Genomic DNA, 22554 nt, shown 5'->3' with positions numbered 1-22554 from the left:
GCATGGCCGCAGCGCCCGTCACGCGGGCCGCGCGGACCTGCGTCAGGGGGCCGTGGCCAGCGCACGCTCGAAGACGTCCCGCTCGACCTCGCCCTTGAGGAGCTCCGGCCGCTCCGCCACCTCGGCCTCGAGGCGCTGGAGCAGGGGCTGGAGCGAGTCGACGTGGAACCGCGACACGAGCACGGTGCCGCTGCCCGTGCGTAGCGAGCCGGAGAGGAAGACCTTCTCGTTGCGCAGCGTGCTGCCGCCACGACCGGAGAACCGGACCTTGACCTCCGCGAGGTCGTCGAAGGCGATCTGCTGCCGCACGTCGCCGCCGGTGACCACCGAGACAGCTTCATCGGAGACGTAGGTGTGGCGGGCAAGGATGCTGCGCACGAGCAGCAGCGGCACCACGACCAGCACGAGCGCCATCACCGCCGCCATCGCCCAGCCACCGATCGCCGGTCCTCCCGACTCGCCCATCGCCGAGCGGCCCGTGCGGAGGACCGGCACTGCGAAGACCAGTGCCGCGATGAGCAGGAACCACACGACGGTATGGCGCTGAGGAAGTTCCGTCCCGAGTCCGTCCACGTCTCGAAGCATAGGAGGGAGGGGGCGGACGAACCACCCGCGCCGAAGGGGCACTTCCCCACGCACGCAGCGCGAGGAAGTGCCCGGTCGAGGTGCTTCAGGAGAACGAAGTGCCCGGTCAGTGACCCATCATCGCGGTCGGGTCGACCGGCGCGACCTTGCGGCGGGGCAGGAACGCCGCCGGGATCAGGCAGCACGCGACCAGGATCGTGGCGACGATGAAGACCGTCGCGAACGAGTCAGCCATGTCGCCCGGGACTCGCGCGAGCACGCTGTCGAGCTCGGCCGGCGAGAGGCCGAAGCGCTCGAGCACGCCCGCGACAGCACCCTGGTCGTTGCCGGCCTCCTGGACGGCGCCGGCCACGGCGACCGACTCCTTGCCCTTGAGCTCGTTGGTGAGGATCACCGAGAAGAGCGCAGTGCCCATCGAGGCCGCGACCTGCTGGGTGATGTTGAGCAGGGTGGAGCCGCGGGCCACGTTGTGCGCCGTGAGGGTGGCGAGCGCGGCGGTCATGATCGGCATCATCGTGCCGCCCATGCCGAGACCCATCACGAAGAGGGCGGCGAGGATGTAGGTGTAGGAGGTGTCCGCGCCGATCTGGGTGAACATCGCCATGCCGACGGTGATCACGCTGATGCCGGTGAGCACGATCTTGCCGGGGCCGATGCGGTCAGCCAGGATGCCGGCGATCGGCATCGTCACCATCGCGCCGATGCCCTGCGGTGCGAGCAGCAGGCCGGCACCGAGGGCGTCCTCGCCGCGCACCTGGATGAAGTAGAGCGGGAAGAGCAGCGAGGCGCCGAAGAACGCGATCGCGAAGAGCATCATCGCCAGCACCGCGACGGTCATGTTGCGGTTCTTGAACAGGCGCAGCTCGACCAGCGGGTGGATGTTGCGGCGCGCCAGCGCCCACGGGACGAAGGCGACGATCAGCGCGATGCCGAGGATCATCGGCACGAGCACGCGCGCGGCCATCGCGGTGCCCTCCTCGGGGATCGAGCTGATGCCGTAGAGGAAGGCGGCGAGGCCGGGGGAGAGCAGCACCATGCCGAGCCAGTCGAAGGTCTCCGACGGCTCGACCTCGTCCTTCGGCAGCACGATCCAGGCGTAGACGATCGCGGCGATGCCGATGGGCAGGTTGATCAGGAAGATCCAGTGCCACGACGCGCTGTCGATCAGGGCACCGCCGAGGATCGGGCCGAAGATCGGACCGAGGAGCATCGGGATGCCGAGGACCGCCATCACGCGGCCCACGCGCTCGGGGCCGGCGGCGCGGGTCAGGATCGTCATGCCGAGCGGCATCAGCATGCCGCCGCCGAGACCCTGCAGCACCCGGAAGAGGACGAGCATCTCGAGCGACGTCGCTGCGGCGCACAGCACGGAGCCCGCGGTGAAGAGCAGGACCGCCAGGAGGTAGAGGCGCTTGGTGCCGAAGCGGTCGGCCGCCCAGCCGGTCAGCGGGATGACGCTGGCCAGCGCCAGGGTGTAGCCGGTCATCGTCCAGGCGACCTCGGCCGCGGTGGCGTCGAACTCGCGCTGGAAGGTCTCGAGGGCCACCGAGACGACCGTGATGTCGAGGATCGACATGATCGCCCCGAGGACGACCACGCCGGCCACCATCAGGACGTTCTTGTCGAGCTTGTCGGAGCTGTCCGGCCGCGTCTCGCCGGAGTCGATCTGGGTGTCGGTCACCCGAGAACGATATTGGTTGCCGTCGACAACCACCTATTCCTTTTCGGGTGGGCTGCGTCACCCCGCGGGGTGGACGCGGGTCTCAGGCCCCCGGGCGTACGCCGTCGAGGTCCTCGATGCGCGCCAGGCTCGGACCGCGCACCTGCTGCAGGTCGCGTGCGACCGCCTCGACCTCCCGCATCACCCGCAGCGTGTTGCGGCAGGTGAGCCGGGCCAGGTCGGCCTCCGACCAGCCGCGGTCGGCCAGCGCGGAGACGAGGGCCGGATAGGTCGAGACGTCCTCGAGCCCGACCGGCAGGGTCTCGACGCCGTCGTAGTCGCCGCCGAGGCCGACGTGGTCGATCCCGGCCACGTCGCGGACGTGCTCGACGTGCGCCACGACGTCGGCGAGCGACGCGCGCGGCTGCGGGTGGTCGGGCACCCAGGCGTCCTGGAAGGCGCCGAACCGCTCGCCGTCGGACTCGGGGACGCCCTCGGCCGCGGCGGCCGCGACCATCTCCCGGTGCCAGTCGGCGCAGGCGGCGTTCACGAACTTCGGCACGAAGGTCACCATGCACACGCCGCCACCGCGGGCCGTCGCCTCCAGCACGTCGTCCGGGGCGTTGCGCGGGCTGTCGGTCACCGCGCGGGCCGAGCTGTGGCTGAAAACGACCGGCGCCTCGCTGACGGCGAGCGCGTCGCGCATCGTGTCGGCGGAGACGTGCGAGAGGTCGACCATCATGCCGAGGCGGTTCATCTCCCGCACGACCTCGCGGCCGAACTCCGTGAGCCCGCCGGCCACCGGTCGGTCGGTGGCGGAGTCGGCCCAGGGCGTGTTCGCGTTGTGGGTGAGCGTCAGGTAGCGCACGCCGAGGGCGTGGAGCTGGCGCAGCGTGCCGAGCGAGCAGCTGATCGAGTGCCCGCCCTCGGCGCCCATGAGCGAGGCCATCCGGCCCGACGCCCACGCCTGCTCGACCTCGTCGGCGGTCGTCGCCCACGCCAGCTGGTCGGCGTACGTGTCGGTCAACAGGCGCGCGGCGTCGACCTGCTCGAGCGTGGCGCTCACCGCGTCGTCGCCGGTGAGGCGCGTCGGGACGTAGACCGACCAGAACTGCGCACCCATCCCGCCGGCGCGCATCCGCGGCAGGTCGGTGTGGGTGGGGGTGCCGCCGGCGCCGACGTCGAGGCGGGCGAAGTCGTACGCCGTTGCCGCGCGCGCGGTCCACAGCAGGTCGTTGTGCCCGTCGATGACGGGGTGGGCGGCGAGCAGCTCGGCGACGTCCATGCCGCCCGACGGTAGTCGCCGGGGAACTCCCTGTCGGTCCGAGGCGTTAGCGTCAGGTCGAGCGGATCAACGAAGGGTGCTGCATGAGCTTTGTCCCGGTCACCGGTCCCGCCAGGCTGCTGGTGGGAGAGCCGCCCCGGGAGGGCTCGATCGAGTTCACCGACGAGCGCCGCACGATCGTGCTGCCGATCCGCGGCGCGCTCCCGGTCCTGGGCAAGGTCCGCGACGCCGACGAGCCGCACCCGTCGGTCGCGCTGCTCGCCGGCGCTGCGCTGATGGGCCTGCAGCTGGTGGCGTCGGGCCGCTTCGCCCCGGACCCCGAGGGCCGCCACTGGCAGGTCGCCGGCCTCGACGCCGACGACGAGCGCCGCATCGGCGAGCTGGCCCGCTCGCGGGCCTGGGACGGCTTCGACGAGGCGACCGCCGAGGGCACCGTCCGGGCGCTGCTCGACGCGGTGGTCGACACCGTCCCGCGCACGACGCCCGGGCGATCGCGCCACCGCGCCCCGGCGGCCGCGGTGCCGGCGCCCGTCGGGTCGCAGAGCCCGGACGAGTTCAGCGACCGGCTCCAGCAGCGGATCGCGCGGATCCGCACGCGTGCCCGCGACGACCGGCCGCACCTGGTGACGATCTCCTTCCGCATCGAGGCCGACGAGGAGGAGCTGGTCGCCGGCGCCGTACGCCTTGTCACGCAGGTGCACGCGGTCGACAACGCCGCCCACATGGCCGACGCATCCGAGCTGTGGGCCGAGTCCGGTCCGGAGGCGGCGCACGGCTTCGGCGAGCGCGCCCGCACCCACGCCGCCATCGCGCTGCGCTCGGCGGCCGACGCCTGGCCGGTGCTGGAGCGGCTGCTCGACCTCCGGGTCCCCGACGAGATCACGCTGGACTCCGACGAGATCCTCTCCCTCCTCGACGAGGGGGCGGCGGCGCTCACCGAGGCCGGGCACCCGGTCCTGTGGCCGAAGTACCTCGACCGCGAGGTCACCCAGCGCGTCGAGCTGGGCCACCGGTCCGCGCCGGGGCGTCGCGAGGAGCCGCTGCAGGACGGGCTGTTCGGCCCGCAGGCGCTCTTCGGCTTCGAGTGGCAGGTCTCGCTGCACGGCGAGGAGCTCACCGAGGAGGAGATGGACGAGCTGGCCCGCACGGCGAGCCCGATCATCAAGCTGCGCGACAACTGGGTCGCGGTCGACTCCGGGATCATCAAGCGCGCCCGCAAGCGGCTGATCCGCACCGTGACCCCCGTGCAGGCGCTGGCCGCGACGCTGACCGGCGTCGTCGACATCGAGGACGTCCCCTACGAGGCCGTCGTCGGCGCGAGCCTGCTGACGGTCCGCGACCGGCTCCGCGACGCCGCGACCGGCGCGCTGGTCGACGTGCCCCCTGCCCTGAGGGCCGAGCTGCGCGACTACCAGCGCCGCGGTCTCTCCTGGCTCGCCGAGCTGACCTCGCTCGGGCTCGGCGCCTGCCTGGCCGACGACATGGGCCTCGGCAAGACGGTGACCGTGATCGCGCTGCACCTGCACCGGGCGGGTCTCGATACACCCGGCTCGTCCCTCGCCGGGCACCCGACCACCGACAACACCCGCGGTCCGACGCTCGTGGTGTGCCCGGCGTCGCTGCTCGGCAACTGGGAGGCCGAGATCCGCCGCTTCGCCCCCGGCGTCGCCGTACGCCGCCACCACGGGAGCGCGCGCGACCTCGACGGCGTGACTGCGGGCTTCGTGCTGACGACCTACGGCACGATGCGCAACGACGCCGAGCTGCTGTCCGAGGTGGCGTGGGACCTCGTGGTCGCCGACGAGGCGCAGCACATCAAGAACTCCCGCTCGGCCGCCGCCCGCGCGCTGCGCACGATCCCGTGCACCGCCCGGGTCGCGCTGACCGGCACCCCGGTCGAGAACGACCTCACCGAGCTCTGGTCGATCCTCGACTGGGCGATCCCGGGCCTGCTCGGCAGCCGCAACGCCTTTCGCAAGGTGTGGGCCGGACCGATCGAGTCCGGCCTCGAGCCGACCAAGGCGCGCCAGTTCGCCGACCTGATCGGGCCGTTCCTGCTGCGCCGGCGCAAGTCCGACGCGGGGGTCGCGCCGGAGCTGCCGCCCAAGACCGAGACCGACCACGTGCTGGGGCTGACCCGCGAGCAGGTCGTCCTCTACGAGACGCTCGTGCGCGAGTCGATGCGCCGCATCGAGGAGGCCGACGAGGAGACCCGCCGCGGGCTGGTGCTCAAGCTGCTCACCGGGCTCAAGCAGATCTGCAACCACCCGGCCCACTTCCTGCGCCAGGCCAACCCGCGCCTGCGCGGTCGCTCCGAGAAGCTCGACCTGCTCGACGAGCTGGTCGGCACGGTCGTGGCGGAGGACGGTGCTGTCCTCGTCTTCACCCAGTACGTCGCCATGGCGCGGCTGCTCGAGCGCCACCTGACCACGACCGGGGTCCCGCACCAGTTCCTGCACGGCGGCACGCCCGTGCGCGAGCGCGACGCGATGGTGGCGCGCTTCCAGGCCGGGGAGGTGCCGGTCTTCCTGCTGTCGCTCAAGGCGGGCGGCACCGGGCTCAACCTCACCCGCGCCGACCACGTCATCCACTTCGACCGCTGGTGGAACCCCGCGGTGGAGGACCAGGCCACCGACCGGGCCTACCGCATCGGCCAGACCCGGCCGGTGCAGGTGCACCGCGCGATCACCCAGGGGACGATCGAGGAGAAGATCGCCGAGCTGCTGGCCCGCAAGCGGTCCATCGCCGACTCGGTCCTCACGCGCGGGGAGACCGCGCTGACCGAGCTGTCCGACGCCGAGCTGCGCGACCTCGTGGAGCTGCGCCGATGAGTGCGGCAGGCACCACCCACCCGCGCCTGGCCGCCCGGCGCGGCGGCGGCTCCGGCACGTGGTGGAGCAAGGCGGTGCTGCGCTCGGTCGAGGAGGCGGCCTACAGCGCCGAGGACCTCAGGCGCGGCCGGGCGCTCGCCCGGGCCGGGGCGGTGGGGGCGATCACCGTCTCCGACGGCGCCGCGGTGGCGGCGGTGGGCGAGGGCCAGGACACCTTCACCGTCGAGGTGACGGTGCCGGTGCTCGACGACTCCGACGCGTCGGCCTTCACCGAGCTCGTCGCCGCCGAGGCGGGCCGCATCGCGGCGCTGATGGCCGGCGAGCTGCCCCACACCCTCGTCGAGGCCGTGGAGGAGGCGGGCGTCGAGCTGCTGCCGTACGGCGGCGAGCTGGGCTCGGCCTGCACGTGCGAGGCCTGGCTCGACCCGTGCCCGCACGCGCTGGCCGTGCTCACCCAGCTGGCGTGGCTGATCGCCGCCGACCCCTTCGTGCTCACCCACCTGCGCGGGCTCTCGCGCGAGCGGGTGCTGCGCGAGCTGCACCGCATCCACCAGCCGCGCGGCGGGTCGGAGGAGGACCGCGATCGCGCAGGTGAGGGACCGGAGGAGCTCGACGACCTCGTCGTGGCCGAGGACGCCGCAGTCCGCGCGGCGCGGCTGCTGCAGCAGGAGAGCCCCTTCGACGCGATGTGAGCGCGCCGGCGCCTCAGGTCAGGCCGAGGGCTCCGTGCGCCATGTCGCGGAGCACGTCGTGCATCTGCGGGTCGGGGAGCCGGCCGCTGTGCGGGGTGGAGTTGAGCAGGCCGAAGAGCACGTGGGCGCGGGTGCGGGACGCCTCCGGGCTGAGGCCGGTGTGGAAGCGGCGCACCTGCGTGGCCCACACGTCGACGTACGCCCGCTGGAGCGCGCGCACGCGCTCGCGGGCCTCGTCGGGCAGGCTGCTCCAGTCGCGGTCCTGCACGACGATGAGGGCGGGGTGCTCGATGGCGAACTGGATGTGCCACTCGACCAGGGCCTCGAGGGCCTCGCGCGGGCCGTCGGCGCCGGCCACGCGGCTACGGCCCTCGGCGAGGAGGGTCTCGCTGATGCTCACCAGCATCTCGGCGAGCATCGCGTCCTTGGACTCGAAGTGCTTGTAGAGCGCCGGCCCGGAGATGCCGCAGGCGGAGCCGAGCTCGACGACCGAGACCCCGTGGAAGCCGCGCGCGGCGAACAGGTCGGCCGCGATGTCGAGGATCTGCTGCCGGCGGGGGGTCACGGGGCCGAGGCTAGTGCCCGACGACCCGTCATGCGGCGCGCGCGGGGTCGGGAGCGCCACCGGGCGCTGCTGCGCCTGCCAGACCGCGAGCGGAATCACACGTGCCTCCCCATGTCGTGCTCCAGTGGGCCGCACCCCCGCAGCGGCCCACTGATCCCCACGATCAGTGCACCTGGCATCCGTCGAGAAGTGTCCTCCTCGGGGCGGATCGCCGCAGTGGTGCCAGCACCACCTCTGGTCTACCCCACAGCAGCAAAACCGATCCACACGCGCGGGACACGCGACGGCCACACCTTGCGACACATCCTGCCGGGGTGTGGTGCCTGCTCTACAGACGCCGGGGTCGCGCCGTGGCTACGCTGCGCGCATGACGCGGATCCGGGTCGTCCTGGCCGAGGACGGAGACCTGCTCCGGGCGGGCATCCTCGCCCTGCTCGCGGCCTGCGACGACCTCGAGGTGGTCGCCACCGCGACCAGCCTCCCGGAGCTGATGGCCGCGGTCGAGGAGCACCACCCCGACGTGGTGCTCACCGACATCCGGATGCCGCCCGACTTCACCGACGAGGGCATCCGCGCGGCGGGCGAGCTGCGGCGCACGCACCCCGGCACCGGGGTGGTGGCGCTGACGCAGTACTCCGACGTCGAGTACGCCCTGGACCTGGTGCGCGAGGGCAGCGACGGTCGCGGCTACCTGCTCAAGGAGCGCGTGGCCGACGTGGACGAGCTGGTCGCGGCGCTGCGCACGGTCGCCGCCGGCGGGTCGGTGATCGACCAGATCGTCGTCGACGCCCTGATGGCCACCGGCACCCGTCGCCACGACTCCCTGCTCGACCGGCTCACCCCGCGCGAGCTCGAGGTGCTCGGGATGGTCGCGCGGGGGATGACCAACGCGGCGATCGCCGAGGAGCTGGTGGTCACCGACCGGGCGGTGGAGAAGCACATCAGCTCGATCCTCACCAAGCTCGACCTGCCCTCCGACGCGCCCGTGCACCGCCGCGTCGCCGCCACCCTGGTCTTCCTCAGCGAGGCGGGTGTCGGCGTGGGCAGCGGCGGGGTGCCGCCGCGTCGATGAGGAGCCGGTGAAGGCCCTGCTGTCGGGCTGGGACGCGCTCGACCCGGCCCTGGCCCGCCTGCTGCGCATCAACCTCTACGCCCTGAGCGGGTCGACGGTGGTCCTGGGAGCGTCGTACGCGCTGGGCTTCCGGCACACCGCGGTCGAGGTCGACCTCGCGGTGATGGCGCTGTCCCTCCTGCTGATGCTCGCGACGCTGCCGCTGGCGCGCCGCTTCGGGACGGCGGCGGTGCTGGTCGGCCTCACCCTGTCGGCGACTGCCTTCGGTGTCGGTGGCACCTGGGCCACGCCCAACCTCAGTCCGCTCACCGCGCTGCTGATGCTGATCCCGATGCTGGTGGCGATCCCCTACGTCTCGCGCCTGTGGCTCAACGTGCTGGGCGTCTTCGCGATCCTGGGCAGCGCCGGCGTGGTGGCCATCGGGGAGTGGCGCCGGACGGAGGCGCTCAACGACCTGTGGTGGGTCAACGCGGTAGTGATCGCCTCCTCCCTGCCCGCGGGCGTGCTCGTGGTGACCTACCTGGTCCGCGACGCCTACACCCGTCTGCGCGAGCAGTCCGACCAGCTCGTCGAGTCGCGCACGCGCATCGTCCAGGTCGCCGACGCGGCGCGCCGCAGCCTCGAGCGCGACCTCCACGACGGCGCCCAGCAGCGGCTGCTCGCCATGAGCGTGACGATCGAGCGGGCGCGCACGGAGCTGCGTGCCGGGCGCGACGAGGGCGCCGCCACCCTGCTCGGACAGCTCGCCGCCGACAACCGCGAGGTGCTGCTCGAGCTGCGCGAGCTCGCGCGTGGCATCTACCCGCCCCTGCTGGCCGAGCGCGGCCTGGTCGCCGCGCTCCAGTCCGCCGCACGCCGTTCGCCGGTCCCGGTGACCCTCGACGTCGCCGACGTCGGTCGGTCGGACCGGCAGGTGGAGGCGGCGGCGTACTTCTGCATCCTCGAGGCGCTGACCAACGCTGCCAAGCACGCCGGGGCGAGCGCGGTGCTGGTCACCCTCCGCGGGCGGCCGCACCTGAGCTTCAGCGTCAGCGACGACGGCAGCGGCTTCGACCGCGAGGTGGTCACCCCCGGTGGCCTGCTCGGGATGGAGGCCCGGGTCGCGGCGGCCGGCGGCATCCTCCACCTCGAGACCGCGCCGGGTCGTGGCACCACGCTGCGTGGGGAGTTCCGCCACTGGACGCCTGAGGTTAACGATCGCTAACCTGAGCCCGTGTCCGAGCAGCTGAGCCCGATCCAGGGTCCCCCGACCATGCGTGAGCTCGTCGACGACCTGCGCGCCCGGCTCGCCCGGGTGCGACAGGGCGGGTCGGAGAGCGCGCGCCGCAAGCACACCGACCGCGGCAAGCTGCTGGTCCGCGACCGGGTCGACCGGCTGCTCGACCCCGGCAGCCCGTTCCTCGAGCTCGCCCCGCTGGCGGCGTACGGCATGTACGGCAGCGGTTCCGGGGCCGACGGCGACGACCACGCTGTCCCGTCCGCCGGCGTCGTGGCCGGCATCGGCCGGGTCTCGGGCCGCGAGTGCGTGATCGTGGCCAACGACGCCACCGTCAAGGGCGGCACCTACTACCCGATGACGGTCAAGAAGCACCTCCGCGCGCAGACGATCGCCGCCGAGAACCACCTGCCCTGCATCTACCTCGTCGACTCCGGCGGCGCCTTCCTGCCGCTGCAGGACGAGGTCTTCCCCGACCGCGAGCACTTCGGCCGGATCTTCTTCAACCAGGCCAACATGTCCGCGCAGGGCATCCCGCAGATCGCCAGCGTGATGGGCTCCTGCACCGCCGGCGGGGCCTACGTCCCGGCGATGTCCGACGAGACCGTCATCGTGCGCGACCAGGGCACGATCTTCCTCGGCGGCCCGCCGCTGGTGAAGGCCGCGACCGGTGAGGTGGTCTCGGCCGAGGACCTCGGGGGCGGCGACGTCCACGCCCGCACCTCCGGGGTGGTCGACCACCTCGCCGAGGACGACGCCCACGCGCTGGCCATCGTGCGCTCGATCGTCGACACGCTGCCCGCCGCCCGCCCGGCCCGCGAGCCCCGCGCCGAGGTGGAGGAGCCGCACGAGCCGCCGGAGTCGCTCTACGACGTGGTCCCCACCGACACCCGTACGCCGTACGACGTGCGCGAGGTCATCCGCCGGGTCGTCGACGGGAGCCGGTTCCACGAGTTCAAGAAGCTCTACGGCGACACGCTGGTGTGCGGCTTCGCCCGCATCGACGGCTACGAGGTCGGCATCGTGGCCAACAACGGCATCCTCTTCAGCGAGTCGGCGCTCAAGGGCGCCCACTTCATCGAGCTGTGCAACCAGCGCGGCATCCCGCTGGTGTTCCTGCAGAACATCACCGGCTTCATGGTCGGGCGCGAGTACGAGAACAAGGGCATCGCCCGCGACGGCGCCAAGCTCGTCACCGCGGTCGCGTGCAGCGTGGTGCCGAAGTTCACCGTGGTCATCGGCGGCTCGTTCGGGGCCGGCAACTACGGCATGTGCGGACGGGCCTACGACCCGCGCTTCCTGTGGATGTGGCCCAACGCCCGCATCTCGGTGATGGGTGGCGAGCAGGCCGCCTCGGTGCTGGCCACCGTCCGCACCGACCTCGAGGACGACGAGGCGGTCGAGGCCTTCAAGGCGCCGATCCGCGAGCAGTACGAGACCCAGGGCTCGCCCTACTACGCCAGCGCGCGGCTGTGGGACGACGGCGTGATCGACCCCGCCGACACCCGCCGGGTGCTCGGCATGGCGCTCGCCGCGACGTCGTACACCCCGATCCCCGAGCCGAGGTACGGGATCTTTCGCATGTAGTCCCCCTCGGTGGTCGAGGTGCGAGCGCAGCGAGCCTCGAGGCCACACTCCCCGGTCAGGTTTCGAGGCTCGTCGCCGGCGCTCCTCGCACCTCAACCAGCGAAGCTGAAACCAGGAGCACCCCATGAACACCCTCTTGATCGCCAACCGCGGCGAGATCGCCCTGCGGGTCATGCGGACGGCGCGACGCCTCGGCTGGCGAACGGTCGCGATCCACACCGACCTCGACGCCGACGCCCCGCACGTGCGCGCCGCCGACCGCGCGGTGCGGGTCTCGTCCTACCTCGACATCGACGCGGTGGTCGCCGCCGCGATCGACTCGGGCGCCGGCTTCGTCCACCCCGGCTACGGCTTCCTGTCCGAGCGGGCGCCGTTCGCCCGCGCGCTCGCCGAGGCGGGCATCACCCTGGTCGGCCCGTCGGGTGACGTGATGGACGCGATGGGGCGCAAGGACGCCGCGCGCGAGGTGGCGCTCGCCGCCGGCGTACCGGTGGTGCCGTCGTACTCCCTCGACGACGACCCGGCCACCTACGCGTACCCCGTCCTGGTCAAGGCCGCCGCCGGCGGTGGCGGCAAGGGCATGCGCGTGGTGCGCTCGGCCGACGACTACGCCGAGGCCTTCGCTGCCGCCCAGCGCGAGGCGCTGTCGTCCTTCGGCGACGACACGATCCTGGTGGAGAAGTACGTCGAGTCCGGGCGCCACGTCGAGGTCCAGGTCATGGGCGACTCCCACGGCACCGTGCTGCACTTCTTCGAGCGTGACTGCTCCACCCAGCGCCGACACCAGAAGGTGCTGGAGGAGGCTCCCGCCCCGACGATCAGCGACGAGCAGCGTTCGGCGATCACGTCGTCCGCAGTGGCGCTCGCCGAGCAGTGCGGCTACACCGGGGCCGGGACGGTCGAGTTCCTCCTCGACAACGCCACCGGGGAGTTCTACTTCCTCGAGATGAACACCCGTCTCCAGGTCGAGCACCCGGTGACCGAGGAGGTCGTCCGCGTCGACGGCGGGCGCGTGGACCTCGTCGAGCTGCAGCTGCGGGCCGCGACGGGCGACCCGCTCGGCATCGAGCAGTCGCAGGTCACGCTCGAGGGCCACGCCATCGAGGCGCGGGTCTACGCCGAGGACTCCTTCCACGGCTTCCTGCCGCAGGCGGGACGTACGTCGATCGTCAGATGGGCGTCCACCCCCGGTGGTCGAGTAGCCGCGAGGGACGAGCGGCGTATCGAGACCCACATCCGGGTCGACCACGCCCTCGAGCCGGAGCAGGAGGTCTCGACCTCCTACGACCCGATGCTCGGCAAGGTCATCGCGTGGGGCACCGACCGCGAGGCCGCGCGCACCGCGCTCGTGGCCGCGCTCGACGACACCGCGATCCTGGGCATCACCACCAACACCGGATTCCTGCGCACGCTCGCCGCGTCGGAGGAGTTCCGCGACGCCACCATCGACACCGCCTGGCTCGACCGCCACGAGGTGCCCGAGCCCGACGCCGCGCTGGCCCGGGTCTTCGCGGCGTGGACCGAGGTGCTCCTCGACACCGCGGGCACCTCGGGCCCCTGGCGGGCCGACGGGTGGCGCATGGGCGGGGATCCGGCCGCCGACATGGTCGTCCTCGGCGACGCCTCCGCCGTCGTCGACCGGCACCGCGGACAGGTGTCGCTCGACGGGACGACCCACGGCGTACGCCTGGTCTCCGCCGCCGACCACACCGTGCACCTCCTCGTCGACGGCGTGGCCGAGCACGCGGTGCTCAACGTGCAGAGCGACTTCGTCGACGTCGTGCACCGCGGACAGCGCTGGGTGTGGGACCGGCCGGACCCCTTCGCCGACCACGCCGCCGCGGCGGGCGACGGGACGCTGCTCGCCCCGATGCCGGGCACCGTGCTGGCGGTCAACGTCGCCGAGGGCCAGGCCGTGGCCGAGGGGGAGACACTGGGCGTGATGGAGGCGATGAAGATGGAGCTCGCGCTCAAGGCACCCTTCGCCGGCACGGTCACGTCGGTCGGCGCGGCCACCGGCGACCTCGTCAAGCTCGGCGCCACCCTCTTCGTCGTGGAGACCCTCGCCGAAGGCATCGGTGGTTGAGGTGCGCCCTTCGAGGCTCGTCGCTGGCGCTCCTCGCACCTCAGGGACCGATGAGGCTGCGTCGAAACCGCTGCCCATGACCGTGCGGGCCGACGGCCTTCCGTCCGCCGTCACGATCTACGAGGTCGGCCCCCGCGACGGCCTCCAGAACGAGCAGGCGATCGTGCCCGTCGAGGTCAAGGCGGAGTTCGTACGCCGCCTCGTGTCCGCCGGGCTCCCGATCGTCGAGGCCACCTCCTTCGTGCACCCGCGGTGGGTGCCGCAGCTCGCCGACGCCGCGGAGCTGATGGCCGACCTGGGCGAGGCCGGGCGTCACCTGCCGGTCCTGGTGCCCAACGAGCGCGGCCTCGACCGGGCGCTCGAGCTCGGCCTGGAGCACATCGCGATCTTCGGCAGCGCCACGGAGACCTTCGCCGCGAAGAACCTCAACCGCACCTTCGACGAGCAGTTCGCGATGTTCGAGCCCACCGTCGCCCGCGCCCGCGAGGCCGGGATGGACGTGCGGGCCTACGTGTCGATGTGCTTCGGCGACCCGTGGGAGGGAGCGGTGCCGGTCGAGCAGGTCGTCACCGCCGGCACCCGGCTCCTCGACCTCGGCGCCTCCCAGCTGAGCCTCGGCGACACCATCGGCGTGGCCACCGCCGGGCACGTGAAGGCGCTCGTCGCGGCCTTCGCGGACGTCGGCGTCGGCACCGACCGGCTGGCGATGCACTTCCACGACACCTACGGCCAGGCGCTGACCAACACGTTCTCCGCGCTCCAGGCCGGCATCACCACCTTCGACGCCAGTGCCGGGGGCCTCGGCGGCTGCCCCTACGCGAAGTCCGCGACCGGCAACCTCGCCACCGAGGACCTGGTGTGGATGCTGACCGGTCTCGGCATCGACCACGGGGTCGACCTCGACGCCGTGGTCGCGACCAGCGTGTGGATGGCCGGCCGGCTGGGCCGCCCGAGCCCGAGCGCCGTCGTACGAGCACTGGGTGGGGGACTGGCACAATCAGCGCCATGAGCCGCGTCGTCCACCTCCACATCGGGGCACCCAAGACCGGGACGACCTACCTCCAGGACCGGCTGCTGCTCAACTCCGCGTCGCTGGCCCGGCACGGCGTGACCGTCCCGAGCACGCGCGGCGGTCGCTCGGACATGTTCCACTTCCGCGCCGCGCTCGACCTGCTCGAGCAGGACTGGGGCGGCGCGCCCGGGCACGCCAAGGGCGCCTGGGAGGCGATGGTGAAGCGGGTCAACCGCTCCGACGGCAACGTGGTCATCAGCCACGAGATCCTCGCCGGTGCCAAGCCGGACAAGATCGCCAAGGCGATGAACGACCTCGCCGGCAACGAGGTCCACATCGTCTACTCCGCGCGCGACCTGGGCCGCCAGCTGCCCGCCGCCTGGCAGGAGTCGATCAAGCAGGGCCGCAAGTGGCCCTTCCGCCGCTTCCTCAACAAGGTCGAGCGCGGCCAGACGTGGTTCTTCAACGCGATGGACCTGCCGCGCGTGCTCTCGCAGTGGGGCGCCAAGCTCCCTCCCGAGCGCGTGCACGTGGTCACCGTGCCCCACGACCGCGGTCCCAACGGCGACGAGCTGTGGCTGCGCTTCTGCCGCGCCTTCAGCATCGACCCGGACTGGGCGCCGCTCGACTCCGAGCGCGACAACCGCTCGCTCGGCATCGCCGAGACGTCCCTGCTGCGCAAGCTGAACCGCCGCCTCGAGCTCGGCGTGTGGCGCGAGCCGGCCTACGACAACCTCATCCGCGAGGTGCTCGCCCAGGAGGTGCTGGTCTCCCGCACCGCCGTCCCGGTGCGCCTGCCCCCCGAGCGCTACGCCTTCGCCGAGGAGCGCGCCGACCTCTGGATCGAGTGGATCAGGGGCAGCGGCGTCGACGTCATCGGCGACGTGGAGGACCTCCGCCCGCGCCGTCCCGCCGAGGGCGAGGACTGGAAGAACCCCGACCGGGTCCGCGCGAAGCTCGAGCTCGGGGCGGCGCTCGACGCGCTGACCGTGATGACGCAGGAGGCCGCCAACCGCGCCTCCGCCGACACGGTGAGCGGCAGGATCCGCGAGACCGCGCGTCGGCTGCGCGACCGTTGACCGGCGACTCCTCCGGCTCGGCCGCGAGCTGGGTCGAGCACCTCCGTCACGGAGGTACGACGCCCTGGCTGGCGTGGGCCGACCGGACCACGCCGGTGGCCGCGCCGACGCTGCCGGGCGCCCAGCAGCTCGAGCTGCTGCGCCGGATCAACCTCGCTCGCGGGTCCGCGGTCCCGGACCCGGCGCTCGCCGACCGCGTGCTGGCGACCACGGCCGCCGGCCGCGGCAAGGCCGACCTGCCGCTCGTCGGGCTACCGAGGTCCGGGTTCGGTCCCGCACCCGTCGACCCGGCGACCGTGGGCGCCCACGAGCTGCTGCGCGTGGCGAGCGTCCTCGTGGCCGACGACCTCGTCGCGCTCGGCGCCGATCCCGTGTGCACCACCTGGGCGCGGCCGTGGCGCCGCAGGTTCCGCCTGGTGGGCGACCCGGTCCTGGCCACCGGCCTGCGCGAGCACCTGCGCGCCCTCGGCCGGCCCGAGGGAGGTCCTCGGCCGCACGTCGTCGCCCTCGGCGCGCCGCTCGACGAGCTCCTCGCGCGCACCTGGACCCAGCGCTGCTTCGAGCACGGCAGCAAGCCGTGGGCGGAGTGGCTGCGCTTCTGGCGCGAGCGCGACCAGCTGCCGGCCCGCGTCGACCTCGCCGAATCCGTGGCCCGCTGGCACCCACGCCGCCCGCTCGTGCGGGTCGTCACCGACCTCGACCGGTTGCCCCGCGAGCTCGGCGTACGGTCCCTGCCGTCGTCTCTTGCGCGCGTCCCCGGGGCCGACCAGGCCGAGCTCGCCCGCCGCGTGGCTGCGGTCGTCGGGCTGCGCGTGCCGGCGGCCGAGCGGCCGGCGCTGATGCGCACGCTGCAGCGGCGGATCCCCGACAGCGGCGTCGCACCGGTCGGCGTACCTGATCGCGAACGCGACTGGGTCGCCTCCTCCGCGGCACGGATGACGCGCCACCTGACGCGCGCTGGCTACCCTGTCGTCGGCGACCTCGCCGATCTCGCGCCGCGCAGCGCGCCCGCCACGGTGACCGGCGCCGACGACGAGCAGGTCCTCGACCTGGCGATCAGGATGGTCGTCGACCCGGCATGGCGCACGGAGAGGCAGGTGGGGCAGTGAGCAGGAAGGTGCTGCTGCACGTGGGCTGCCCCAAGACCGGGACGTCCTACCTCCAGGACGTGCTGTTCCGCAACCAGTCGCTGCTGCGCGAGCACGACATCCTCTACCCCGCGGACCGCTTCGACGCCCACTTCCTCGCTGCGCTCGACCTGATGACGCTCCCGTGGGGCGGGATCGAGACCGAGGCCGTCGGGGCCTGGGACCGGCTCGCCGCCGAGGTGCGCGAGTGGCACGGCACCTCGATCATCAGCCACGAGATCTTCGCCCGGGCCACCCCGACCCAGGTCCGGCGCGCGCTCGACTCGCTCGGCGACGCCGAGGTCCACCTCGTGCTGTCGGCGCGCGACCTGGTGCGCCAGGTGCCGGCCGAGTGGCAGGAGAACGTCAAGCACCGCAGCCACATCACCTACTCCCGCTTCCTCGAGACCATCCGCGACCCCGCGCGCGAGTCGCGGATCGGGTCGTGGTTCTGGGCGGTGCAGGAGGTCCCCGACATCCTCGAGCGCTGGGGGAGCTCGCTGCCACCGGAGCGGGTCCACCTCGTCACGCTCCCGCCGTCGGGCTCCGACCGCGGGGAGCTCTGGCGCCGCTTCGAGCGCACCTTCGGCCTCGGCGACCTTCCGCTGGACCTGACTGCGGAGCGGGAGAACCCGTCCCTCGGTGTCCCGGAGACGTCGCTGCTGCGCACCATCAACGAGCGGGTCACCTCGATCATCGCCCCTCCCGACTACCGCCCCCTCGTGCGCGAGGTGCTGGCCCACCAGACCTTGTCGCGCGGCGTCGCGTCCGCCCGGCTGGGCCTGCCGCCCGACGCCCACGCGTGGGCCCGCGACCTCTCGCGCAGCTGGACGGCCGTGCTGGCCGAGCGCGGCTACGACGTCGTCGGCTCGCTCGACGACCTGCTCGGGCCGGAGCCGGGCACCTTCGCCGACCCCGACACCACCGCCGCCGACGAGCTGCTGGCGCCGGCGCTCGACGCGATCAGCGCCCTGCTCGTGGAGGGCGCCCGCCTGCGGGCCGTCGAGGAGCGCCTGCACGAGGAGCTGCGCGAGGCGCGCGAGGAGCGCGACCACGCGCGCGCCACGCCGTCCTACCGGGTCCGGCGCAAGGTCGTGACCACGCTCGAGGACAGTCCCGCGGGCCGGGGCACGCTCGACGCCTACCGGCGGGCGAAGGGCCGGCTCCGCGGCTGAGCCCGCTCGGCGGCGGAAAACCGCCGTGCGCCGGACCGTCGTCGTGTGCGAGGGTCCCGCCGTGCCCTCCAGCCCCTGGCCCGCCCGTGCCGACGACCTGCTCCTGCGCGACCCCGTGGAGGCGGACGTCGAGGCGTTGCTGGCCTTCCGCAACGACCCGGTCGTCAACCACTTCATGGTCCGCACCCACGTCGACCCCGACGACCTGCGACGCGAGCTGCTGGCCGTGCCCGGCAGCCCGACCGACCACTCCTGCGTGGTCGAGCGTGACGGCGAGGTCGTCGCGATCGGCTTCCTCGACGTCGTCGACGGTCCCGGCCAGCCGGGTGTCCCCGACGGCACCGACGGCCTGATCGGCTACATCGTCGACCCGCGGTTCGCCGGCCAGGGCATCGCCACGGCCACGGCCCGCGCGCTGCTCGGCGCCGCGTTCGACGACCTCGGCCTGCGCCGCGTCACGGCAGCGGCCAACGCCGACAACCACGCCTCGGTCGCGGTCCTCGAGAAGGCCGGGATGCGACGCGAGCGGCTCTCGCGCCAGTCCCTGTGGCACCACGAGCTCGGGTGGCTCGACGAGGTCGGCTACGCGCTGCTCGCCGAGGAGTGGGCGGCCCGCGCGGGCTGAGGCCTCAGCGCCGGCGCACCAGCAGCTCGCGGTCGGCGTACCTCCCGACCTTCCAGGTCGCGAAGCCGTCCGCCCCGGCGCCCACGACGCCGCCGACCACCGGCACGCGGCGCCCGACGGTGGTCGCCAGCCGCTTGCCGACGACGCGGGTGACGATGTCGGAGGCGACGACCGCGGAGATCGTGCCGTCGAGGGTGGGGTCGTGCACCGGCGCGGTGGCCAGGGCCATCGGCGTGGCCGGCAGCTTCTTCTTCTTGACGAGCTCGGTGACGTGCTCCTCGCCGAGCAGCAGCGCCAGGACCGCGTTGCGCACGCGCGGGTCGCTGAGGTCGTGGCCGCGCAGGTGCGCGATGCCGGCGACCATCCGGCACTGGATGATCGCCAGGCCGGTCACGTTGGCGGGGATGGCCACCGCCATCGTCACGAGCCCGCCGACGTTGGTCGCGAAGCCCTGCGCGCCGGCGATGCGGACGTTGTTCTCGATGACCTCGTGGATCGCGCGCTCGACGTTGCCGCGCTGCTCCCTGAGCTGCTTGTCGGCGGCCACCGCCGCGGGGGCGAGGGGGCCGACGCCGTCGATGGCCCGGTTGAGCGCCTCACGGACGAAGCCCGTGCTCAGCCCGGGTGTCAGCTCGGTGATCCTCGGCGCGAGCTGGCGCGCGACGGTCTGCTTCAGGCCCATGCATCGATCGTACGGCGGCGCGCCAGAGCGCTGCGTCAGCGACGGGCCTCACAGCTGCGCAGCCGCTCGCCCCGCAGGCAGCGGTCGCGTCCCTTGTCCCCGTCGAGCACGTCGCGCCCGGAGCCCCCGTCGAGCAGGTCGCGTCCCCACCCGCCGGTGAGCCGGTCACCGCCGCCACCGCCGGTGGCGGTGACGGGGCCGTACTGCTCGGTGAACCGCAGGACCTCGGGGCGGTCCGAGCCGCGGAAGTGGAAGCGGGTCTCGGTGCTGCCCTCGAAGCCGAAGGACCTGACCGAGGAGAAGCGGATCCGGGTGCCGACCTTCGTGGTCACCGTGCCCCTGCGGGCGTCGACGACGACCTTGCTCCTGTGCGGCGCCGCCTTGAGCGACACGGCTGGCGCCAGCCGGTCGGCACCTCCTCCGCCGCGCACGACGACCCGGTCGCGACGGTCGCTGATCGCGGGGTAGAACGTGTCGTCGCCACCGCCGCCGAGCATGAGGGCCTCGCCCGTCGCCCGGAAGCTCCACGACCCGATCCCGTCGCGACCGGGTCCGCCGAGGGCCCGGGTGCCGCGCTCACCGTCCTGGACCCGGATGGCGTCGCGCCCTCCGTTGCCCCGGAGCAGGTCCGTGCCGTGGCCACCCTCGACCACGTCGCTGCCGTCGCCGCCGTCGACCACGTCGTCGCCGGGCACCTGGGTCTCCTTGGCCGGGAGCCTCCGGGTCGGGGCGTCGGCCTGGACGAAGTCGTCGCCGCCCCTGCCGTCGACCACGTCGTCGCCCCCGCCCGCGGTGATCCAGTCGATCTGCTCCGAGCCGGTGATGCGGTCGTCGAAGGCCGAGCCCTCCACGCCGCCGACCAGGGTGGTCGGCGCGATGGTGTCGGTGCCCTCGCCCGTCGCGGTCCCGGCCGTCAGGTCGACGGTCACCGATCCGGCGGCGCCGGCGAAGGAGACCTGGTCCCACGTGTAGGTGCCCCAGGACAGCTCCTCGGTCACCGGGTCGTGGCCGAGGTCGACGTGGTCGTCGCCCGGGCCGGGCTCGACGTGGTCGCCGTCGTAGTCCTCGTAGTCGTAGAAGTCGAGACCGCCGAAGAGCCGGTCGTCGCCCTCGCCGCCGCGGATCGTGTCGGCGCCGGCGAGCCCGCAGATCGTGTCGTTGCCGCCGAGGCCCTCGATCTCGTCGTCGCCCGACGAGCCCACGATGACGTCGTCGCCGGGCGTGCCCCGCACGGCCGGCTGCGAGGTGTAGGGGTCGGACTCCGGCACGACGATCGTCGCGGCCAGTCCGTCGCAGGTGACGGCGGCGTGCGCGGGTGCCGAGCCGACGACGGGCGCCAGCGCGAGGCCGGCGAGGCCGCTCAGGACGGTCAGGGTGGTGGTGCGTCGCATGTGTCCTCCGAGATGGGTGTCGAGGGGGAGACGTCGGCGCGGTGCGAAAGGTTGTTCGCTACCGTGCGAAGCGTGCCCATCGCTCCCGCTCCTACGCCGTGGGCCTTCCCGCACCACTCGACGTGGGACCCCGACGACGACCTCGTCGCGCTGGGCGCCGACCTCGAGGCCGGCACCCTGGTGACGGCGTACGCGGCGGGCCTGTTCCCCATGCCGGTCACCCTCGACGGCGACGAGCAGCTCGGCTGGTTCTCGCCCGTCGAGCGCGGGGTGCTGCCGCTCGACGGGATGCGGGTGTCGCGCTCGCTGCGCCGGTCCGCGCGTGACTTCGAGATCCGCGTCGACACCGTCTTCGACGAGGTGGTGGCGCAGTGCGGACGCACGGACCGGCCCGACGGCTGGATCACGCCTGACTTCAAGCAGGCCTACGGCCGCCTCCACCGCCTCGGCTGGGCGCACTCGGTCGAGGCGTGGCGCGACGGCCGGCTCGCCGGGGGGCTCTACGGCGTCGCCGTCGGCGGGCTGTTCGCCGGGGAGTCGATGTTCCACCACGAGCGCGACGCCTCGAAGGTCGCCCTGCTCGCCCTCGTGGACATGATGCAGGACCGGCACGCCGGGCACCGCGTGCTCGACGTGCAGTGGCAGACGCCGCACCTGGCCTCGCTGGGCGTCGTACGCCGTCCGCGCGGGGAGTACCTCGAGGCGCTCGAGCGGTCCCTGCGGGTGCCGCTGCCCGACGCCTTCGGAATGGACGATTGAGGCGACCCGCGCAAGGGTAGGCGCGAGTGACGACACCGCGACGCGTCCGCGTCCGATCGAAGGGGATCCCCATGAACGTCCGCGCCCGCCTCGCCCTGACCAGCACCGTGCTGCTCGTCGGCGCCGCCACCTCGGCCTGCGGCGGTGGCGGGGGAGCCCCGGCCGACGCCAGCGAGAAGGACTTCTGCGACACCCAGAGCAGCCTGTTCGCGGACCTGCTGCCCGAGGACATGAGCGCCCCGGAGCTCCCCAGCAACGAGGAGATGGCGCAGGCGGTCAAGGACTGGGGCCGGGAGCTGGAGGAGGTCGGGACGCCCGACGACATCTCCGACGAGGCCCGCGCCGGCTTCGAGCAGCTGGTCGAGCAGGCCGGCGAGATCGATGCCGCCGACTTCTCCATCGACAAGCTCGAGGAGCTCGAGCAGGGCGGTGCGGACGCCTCGGAGGCTGCGCAGAAGGAGGCCGAGGCCTTCGCCGACTACCTCACCACGACCTGCGGCGACCCGCTCAGGGACATCGAGATGCCGGAGCTGCCCGAGATGCCGGAGATGCCCGGGTCGACGGAATGAGCCGCAGCCGGGGTTGTGCGTACGCCGGTGGGCTCGCCCGCCGGGGAGTAGCATCGACGGCGGGAGGCGAGGGCCATGGCGATCACGCGTGAGGGCAGGATCTGTTCGTTCTGCGGGACGCAGGGGGGGCCGGACACCGACGTGCCGTTGATCGGCGGTCTCGGCGCGCAGATCTGCCGCGGCTGCGTCGACGACTTCCACGTCATGGTCCACGAGCCGTCGCAGGTCGCCGAGGCGCGGGGGACCTTCCCGTGGGAGCGGATGAGCGACACCGAGGTGCTCGCCGCGCTCCCGATGATCCTGGCCTCGGCCGAGCAGAACCAGTCCTTCGCGCACGAGTGGGTCGACCTGCTCCGCGCCCGCAACGTCTCGTGGGCGGAGATCGGCCGCACCCTCGGGGTGTCGCGGCAGGCTGCCTGGGAGAGGTTCTCGCGGAAATCGAGCGACAAGAGCGCCACTGCGTGAGAAGATCTGTCCTTGTCAAGGTACGCTTGACGCAGTAGGTGTCGGGCGGGCTTCACGGGGGTGAGTCCGACCGGCACCTTCGCTGCGTCCG

Annotated in this window: 20 protein-coding genes; 14 read left to right on the top strand and 6 right to left on the bottom strand. The window is 73.1% G+C overall.

What is annotated here, in order from left to right:
- Nucleotides 1-42: 42 nt before the first annotated feature.
- The 3 genes from IRX98_RS13890 to IRX98_RS13880 form a co-directional block, all read right to left on the bottom strand.
- Nucleotides 43-573 (bottom strand): hypothetical protein, encoded by a 531-nt coding sequence (locus tag IRX98_RS13890; protein ID WP_224277709.1) that lies wholly within the window; start codon nucleotides 571-573, stop codon nucleotides 43-45.
- A 118-nt stretch (nucleotides 574-691) separates the two neighbouring features.
- Nucleotides 692-2266, bottom strand: coding sequence for a DHA2 family efflux MFS transporter permease subunit (locus tag IRX98_RS13885; RefSeq protein WP_308045008.1), 1575 nt, complete (start codon nucleotides 2264-2266; stop codon nucleotides 692-694).
- An 82-nt stretch (nucleotides 2267-2348) separates the two neighbouring features.
- Nucleotides 2349-3530: a dipeptidase gene (locus IRX98_RS13880; protein WP_224277707.1), complete on the bottom strand. Its 1182-nt coding sequence runs from the start codon at nucleotides 3528-3530 to the stop codon at nucleotides 2349-2351.
- A gap of 83 nt (nucleotides 3531-3613) precedes the next feature.
- Here IRX98_RS13880 and IRX98_RS13875 point away from each other — a divergent pair, with 83 nt between their 5' ends.
- Entirely contained in the window at nucleotides 3614-6361 is a 2748-nt protein-coding gene (locus tag IRX98_RS13875) for a DEAD/DEAH box helicase (RefSeq protein ID WP_224277705.1), read from the top strand.
- Nucleotides 6358-7053: an SWIM zinc finger family protein gene (locus IRX98_RS13870; protein WP_224277703.1), complete on the top strand. Its 696-nt coding sequence runs from the start codon at nucleotides 6358-6360 to the stop codon at nucleotides 7051-7053. Before IRX98_RS13875 ends, IRX98_RS13870 begins: the two co-directional genes overlap by 4 nt.
- 13 nt (nucleotides 7054-7066) lie before the next feature.
- Here the strand turns inward: IRX98_RS13870 and IRX98_RS13865 are convergent, their stop codons facing one another.
- Nucleotides 7067-7618 carry an SACE_7040 family transcriptional regulator gene (locus tag IRX98_RS13865; protein ID WP_207083368.1) on the bottom strand — a complete coding sequence of 184 codons (552 nt, stop codon included), beginning with the start codon at nucleotides 7616-7618 and terminating at the stop codon, nucleotides 7067-7069.
- A gap of 367 nt (nucleotides 7619-7985) precedes the next feature.
- Here IRX98_RS13865 and IRX98_RS13860 point away from each other — a divergent pair, with 367 nt between their 5' ends.
- The 9 genes from IRX98_RS13860 (at nucleotide 7986) to IRX98_RS13820 (ending at nucleotide 18597) form a co-directional block, all read left to right on the top strand.
- Nucleotides 7986-8690 carry a response regulator transcription factor gene (locus IRX98_RS13860; RefSeq protein ID WP_235745685.1) on the top strand — a complete coding sequence of 235 codons (705 nt, stop codon included), beginning with the start codon at nucleotides 7986-7988 and terminating at the stop codon, nucleotides 8688-8690.
- 7 nt (nucleotides 8691-8697) lie between these two features.
- Complete coding sequence (locus IRX98_RS13855; protein WP_224277701.1) at nucleotides 8698-9894, top strand: sensor histidine kinase; 1197 nt, start codon at nucleotides 8698-8700, stop codon at nucleotides 9892-9894.
- Between the two features lie 9 nt (nucleotides 9895-9903).
- Nucleotides 9904-11493, top strand: a complete 1590-nt coding sequence (locus tag IRX98_RS13850; protein ID WP_443683704.1) for a carboxyl transferase domain-containing protein — start codon at nucleotides 9904-9906, stop codon at nucleotides 11491-11493.
- Between the two features lie 124 nt (nucleotides 11494-11617).
- Nucleotides 11618-13579, top strand: coding sequence for an acetyl/propionyl/methylcrotonyl-CoA carboxylase subunit alpha (locus IRX98_RS13845; RefSeq protein ID WP_224277699.1), 1962 nt, complete (start codon nucleotides 11618-11620; stop codon nucleotides 13577-13579).
- Nucleotides 13580-13655: 76 nt separating this feature from the next.
- Complete coding sequence (locus IRX98_RS13840) at nucleotides 13656-14588, top strand: hydroxymethylglutaryl-CoA lyase (protein ID WP_224277697.1); 933 nt, start codon at nucleotides 13656-13658, stop codon at nucleotides 14586-14588.
- The gene (locus IRX98_RS13835) at nucleotides 14585-15670 is read left to right on the top strand and encodes a hypothetical protein (RefSeq protein ID WP_224277695.1); all 1086 of its coding nucleotides are present in this window, start codon (nucleotides 14585-14587) and stop codon (nucleotides 15668-15670) included. Before IRX98_RS13840 ends, IRX98_RS13835 begins: the two co-directional genes overlap by 4 nt.
- Nucleotides 15667-16779 (top strand): hypothetical protein, encoded by a 1113-nt coding sequence (locus IRX98_RS13830; RefSeq protein ID WP_224277693.1) that lies wholly within the window; start codon nucleotides 15667-15669, stop codon nucleotides 16777-16779. The genes IRX98_RS13835 and IRX98_RS13830 overlap by 4 nt, the downstream gene beginning before the upstream one ends.
- The gene (locus IRX98_RS13825; protein WP_224277691.1) at nucleotides 16776-17972 is read left to right on the top strand and encodes a hypothetical protein; all 1197 of its coding nucleotides are present in this window, start codon (nucleotides 16776-16778) and stop codon (nucleotides 17970-17972) included. The genes IRX98_RS13830 and IRX98_RS13825 overlap by 4 nt, the downstream gene beginning before the upstream one ends.
- Before the next feature lie 61 nt (nucleotides 17973-18033).
- Nucleotides 18034-18597: a GNAT family N-acetyltransferase gene (locus IRX98_RS13820; RefSeq protein ID WP_224277689.1), complete on the top strand. Its 564-nt coding sequence runs from the start codon at nucleotides 18034-18036 to the stop codon at nucleotides 18595-18597.
- Nucleotides 18598-18601: 4 nt separating this feature from the next.
- On the opposite strand, the gene IRX98_RS13815 is transcribed toward IRX98_RS13820, so the two are convergent.
- Both IRX98_RS13815 and IRX98_RS13810 read right to left on the bottom strand, forming a co-directional pair.
- On the bottom strand, nucleotides 18602-19279 hold the full coding sequence (locus IRX98_RS13815; RefSeq protein ID WP_224277687.1) for an EcsC family protein: 678 nt from the start codon (nucleotides 19277-19279) through the stop codon (nucleotides 18602-18604).
- A 35-nt stretch (nucleotides 19280-19314) separates the two neighbouring features.
- Nucleotides 19315-20670, bottom strand: a complete 1356-nt coding sequence (locus tag IRX98_RS13810; protein ID WP_224277685.1) for a calcium-binding protein — start codon at nucleotides 20668-20670, stop codon at nucleotides 19315-19317.
- 72 nt (nucleotides 20671-20742) lie between these two features.
- Between IRX98_RS13810 and aat the strand changes: the two genes are divergently transcribed.
- The 3 genes from aat to IRX98_RS13795 all read left to right on the top strand — a co-directional run bounded on the left by aat (nucleotide 20743) and on the right by IRX98_RS13795 (nucleotide 22463).
- Nucleotides 20743-21429, top strand: coding sequence for a leucyl/phenylalanyl-tRNA--protein transferase (aat, locus tag IRX98_RS13805; protein ID WP_308045001.1), 687 nt, complete (start codon nucleotides 20743-20745; stop codon nucleotides 21427-21429).
- Nucleotides 21430-21500: 71 nt separating this feature from the next.
- Complete coding sequence (locus tag IRX98_RS13800; protein WP_224277683.1) at nucleotides 21501-21998, top strand: hypothetical protein; 498 nt, start codon at nucleotides 21501-21503, stop codon at nucleotides 21996-21998.
- Nucleotides 21999-22073: 75 nt separating this feature from the next.
- On the top strand, nucleotides 22074-22463 hold the full coding sequence (locus tag IRX98_RS13795) for a hypothetical protein (protein WP_224277680.1): 390 nt from the start codon (nucleotides 22074-22076) through the stop codon (nucleotides 22461-22463).
- Nucleotides 22464-22554 lie beyond the last annotated feature (91 nt).

This window comes from Nocardioides lacusdianchii (assembly GCF_020102855.1).
In the GTDB taxonomy this organism is placed as follows: domain Bacteria; phylum Actinomycetota; class Actinomycetes; order Propionibacteriales; family Nocardioidaceae; genus Nocardioides; species Nocardioides lacusdianchii.
Note: the sequence above shows the minus strand (reverse complement) of the source record. Positions and strands in the feature narration are given on the sequence as shown.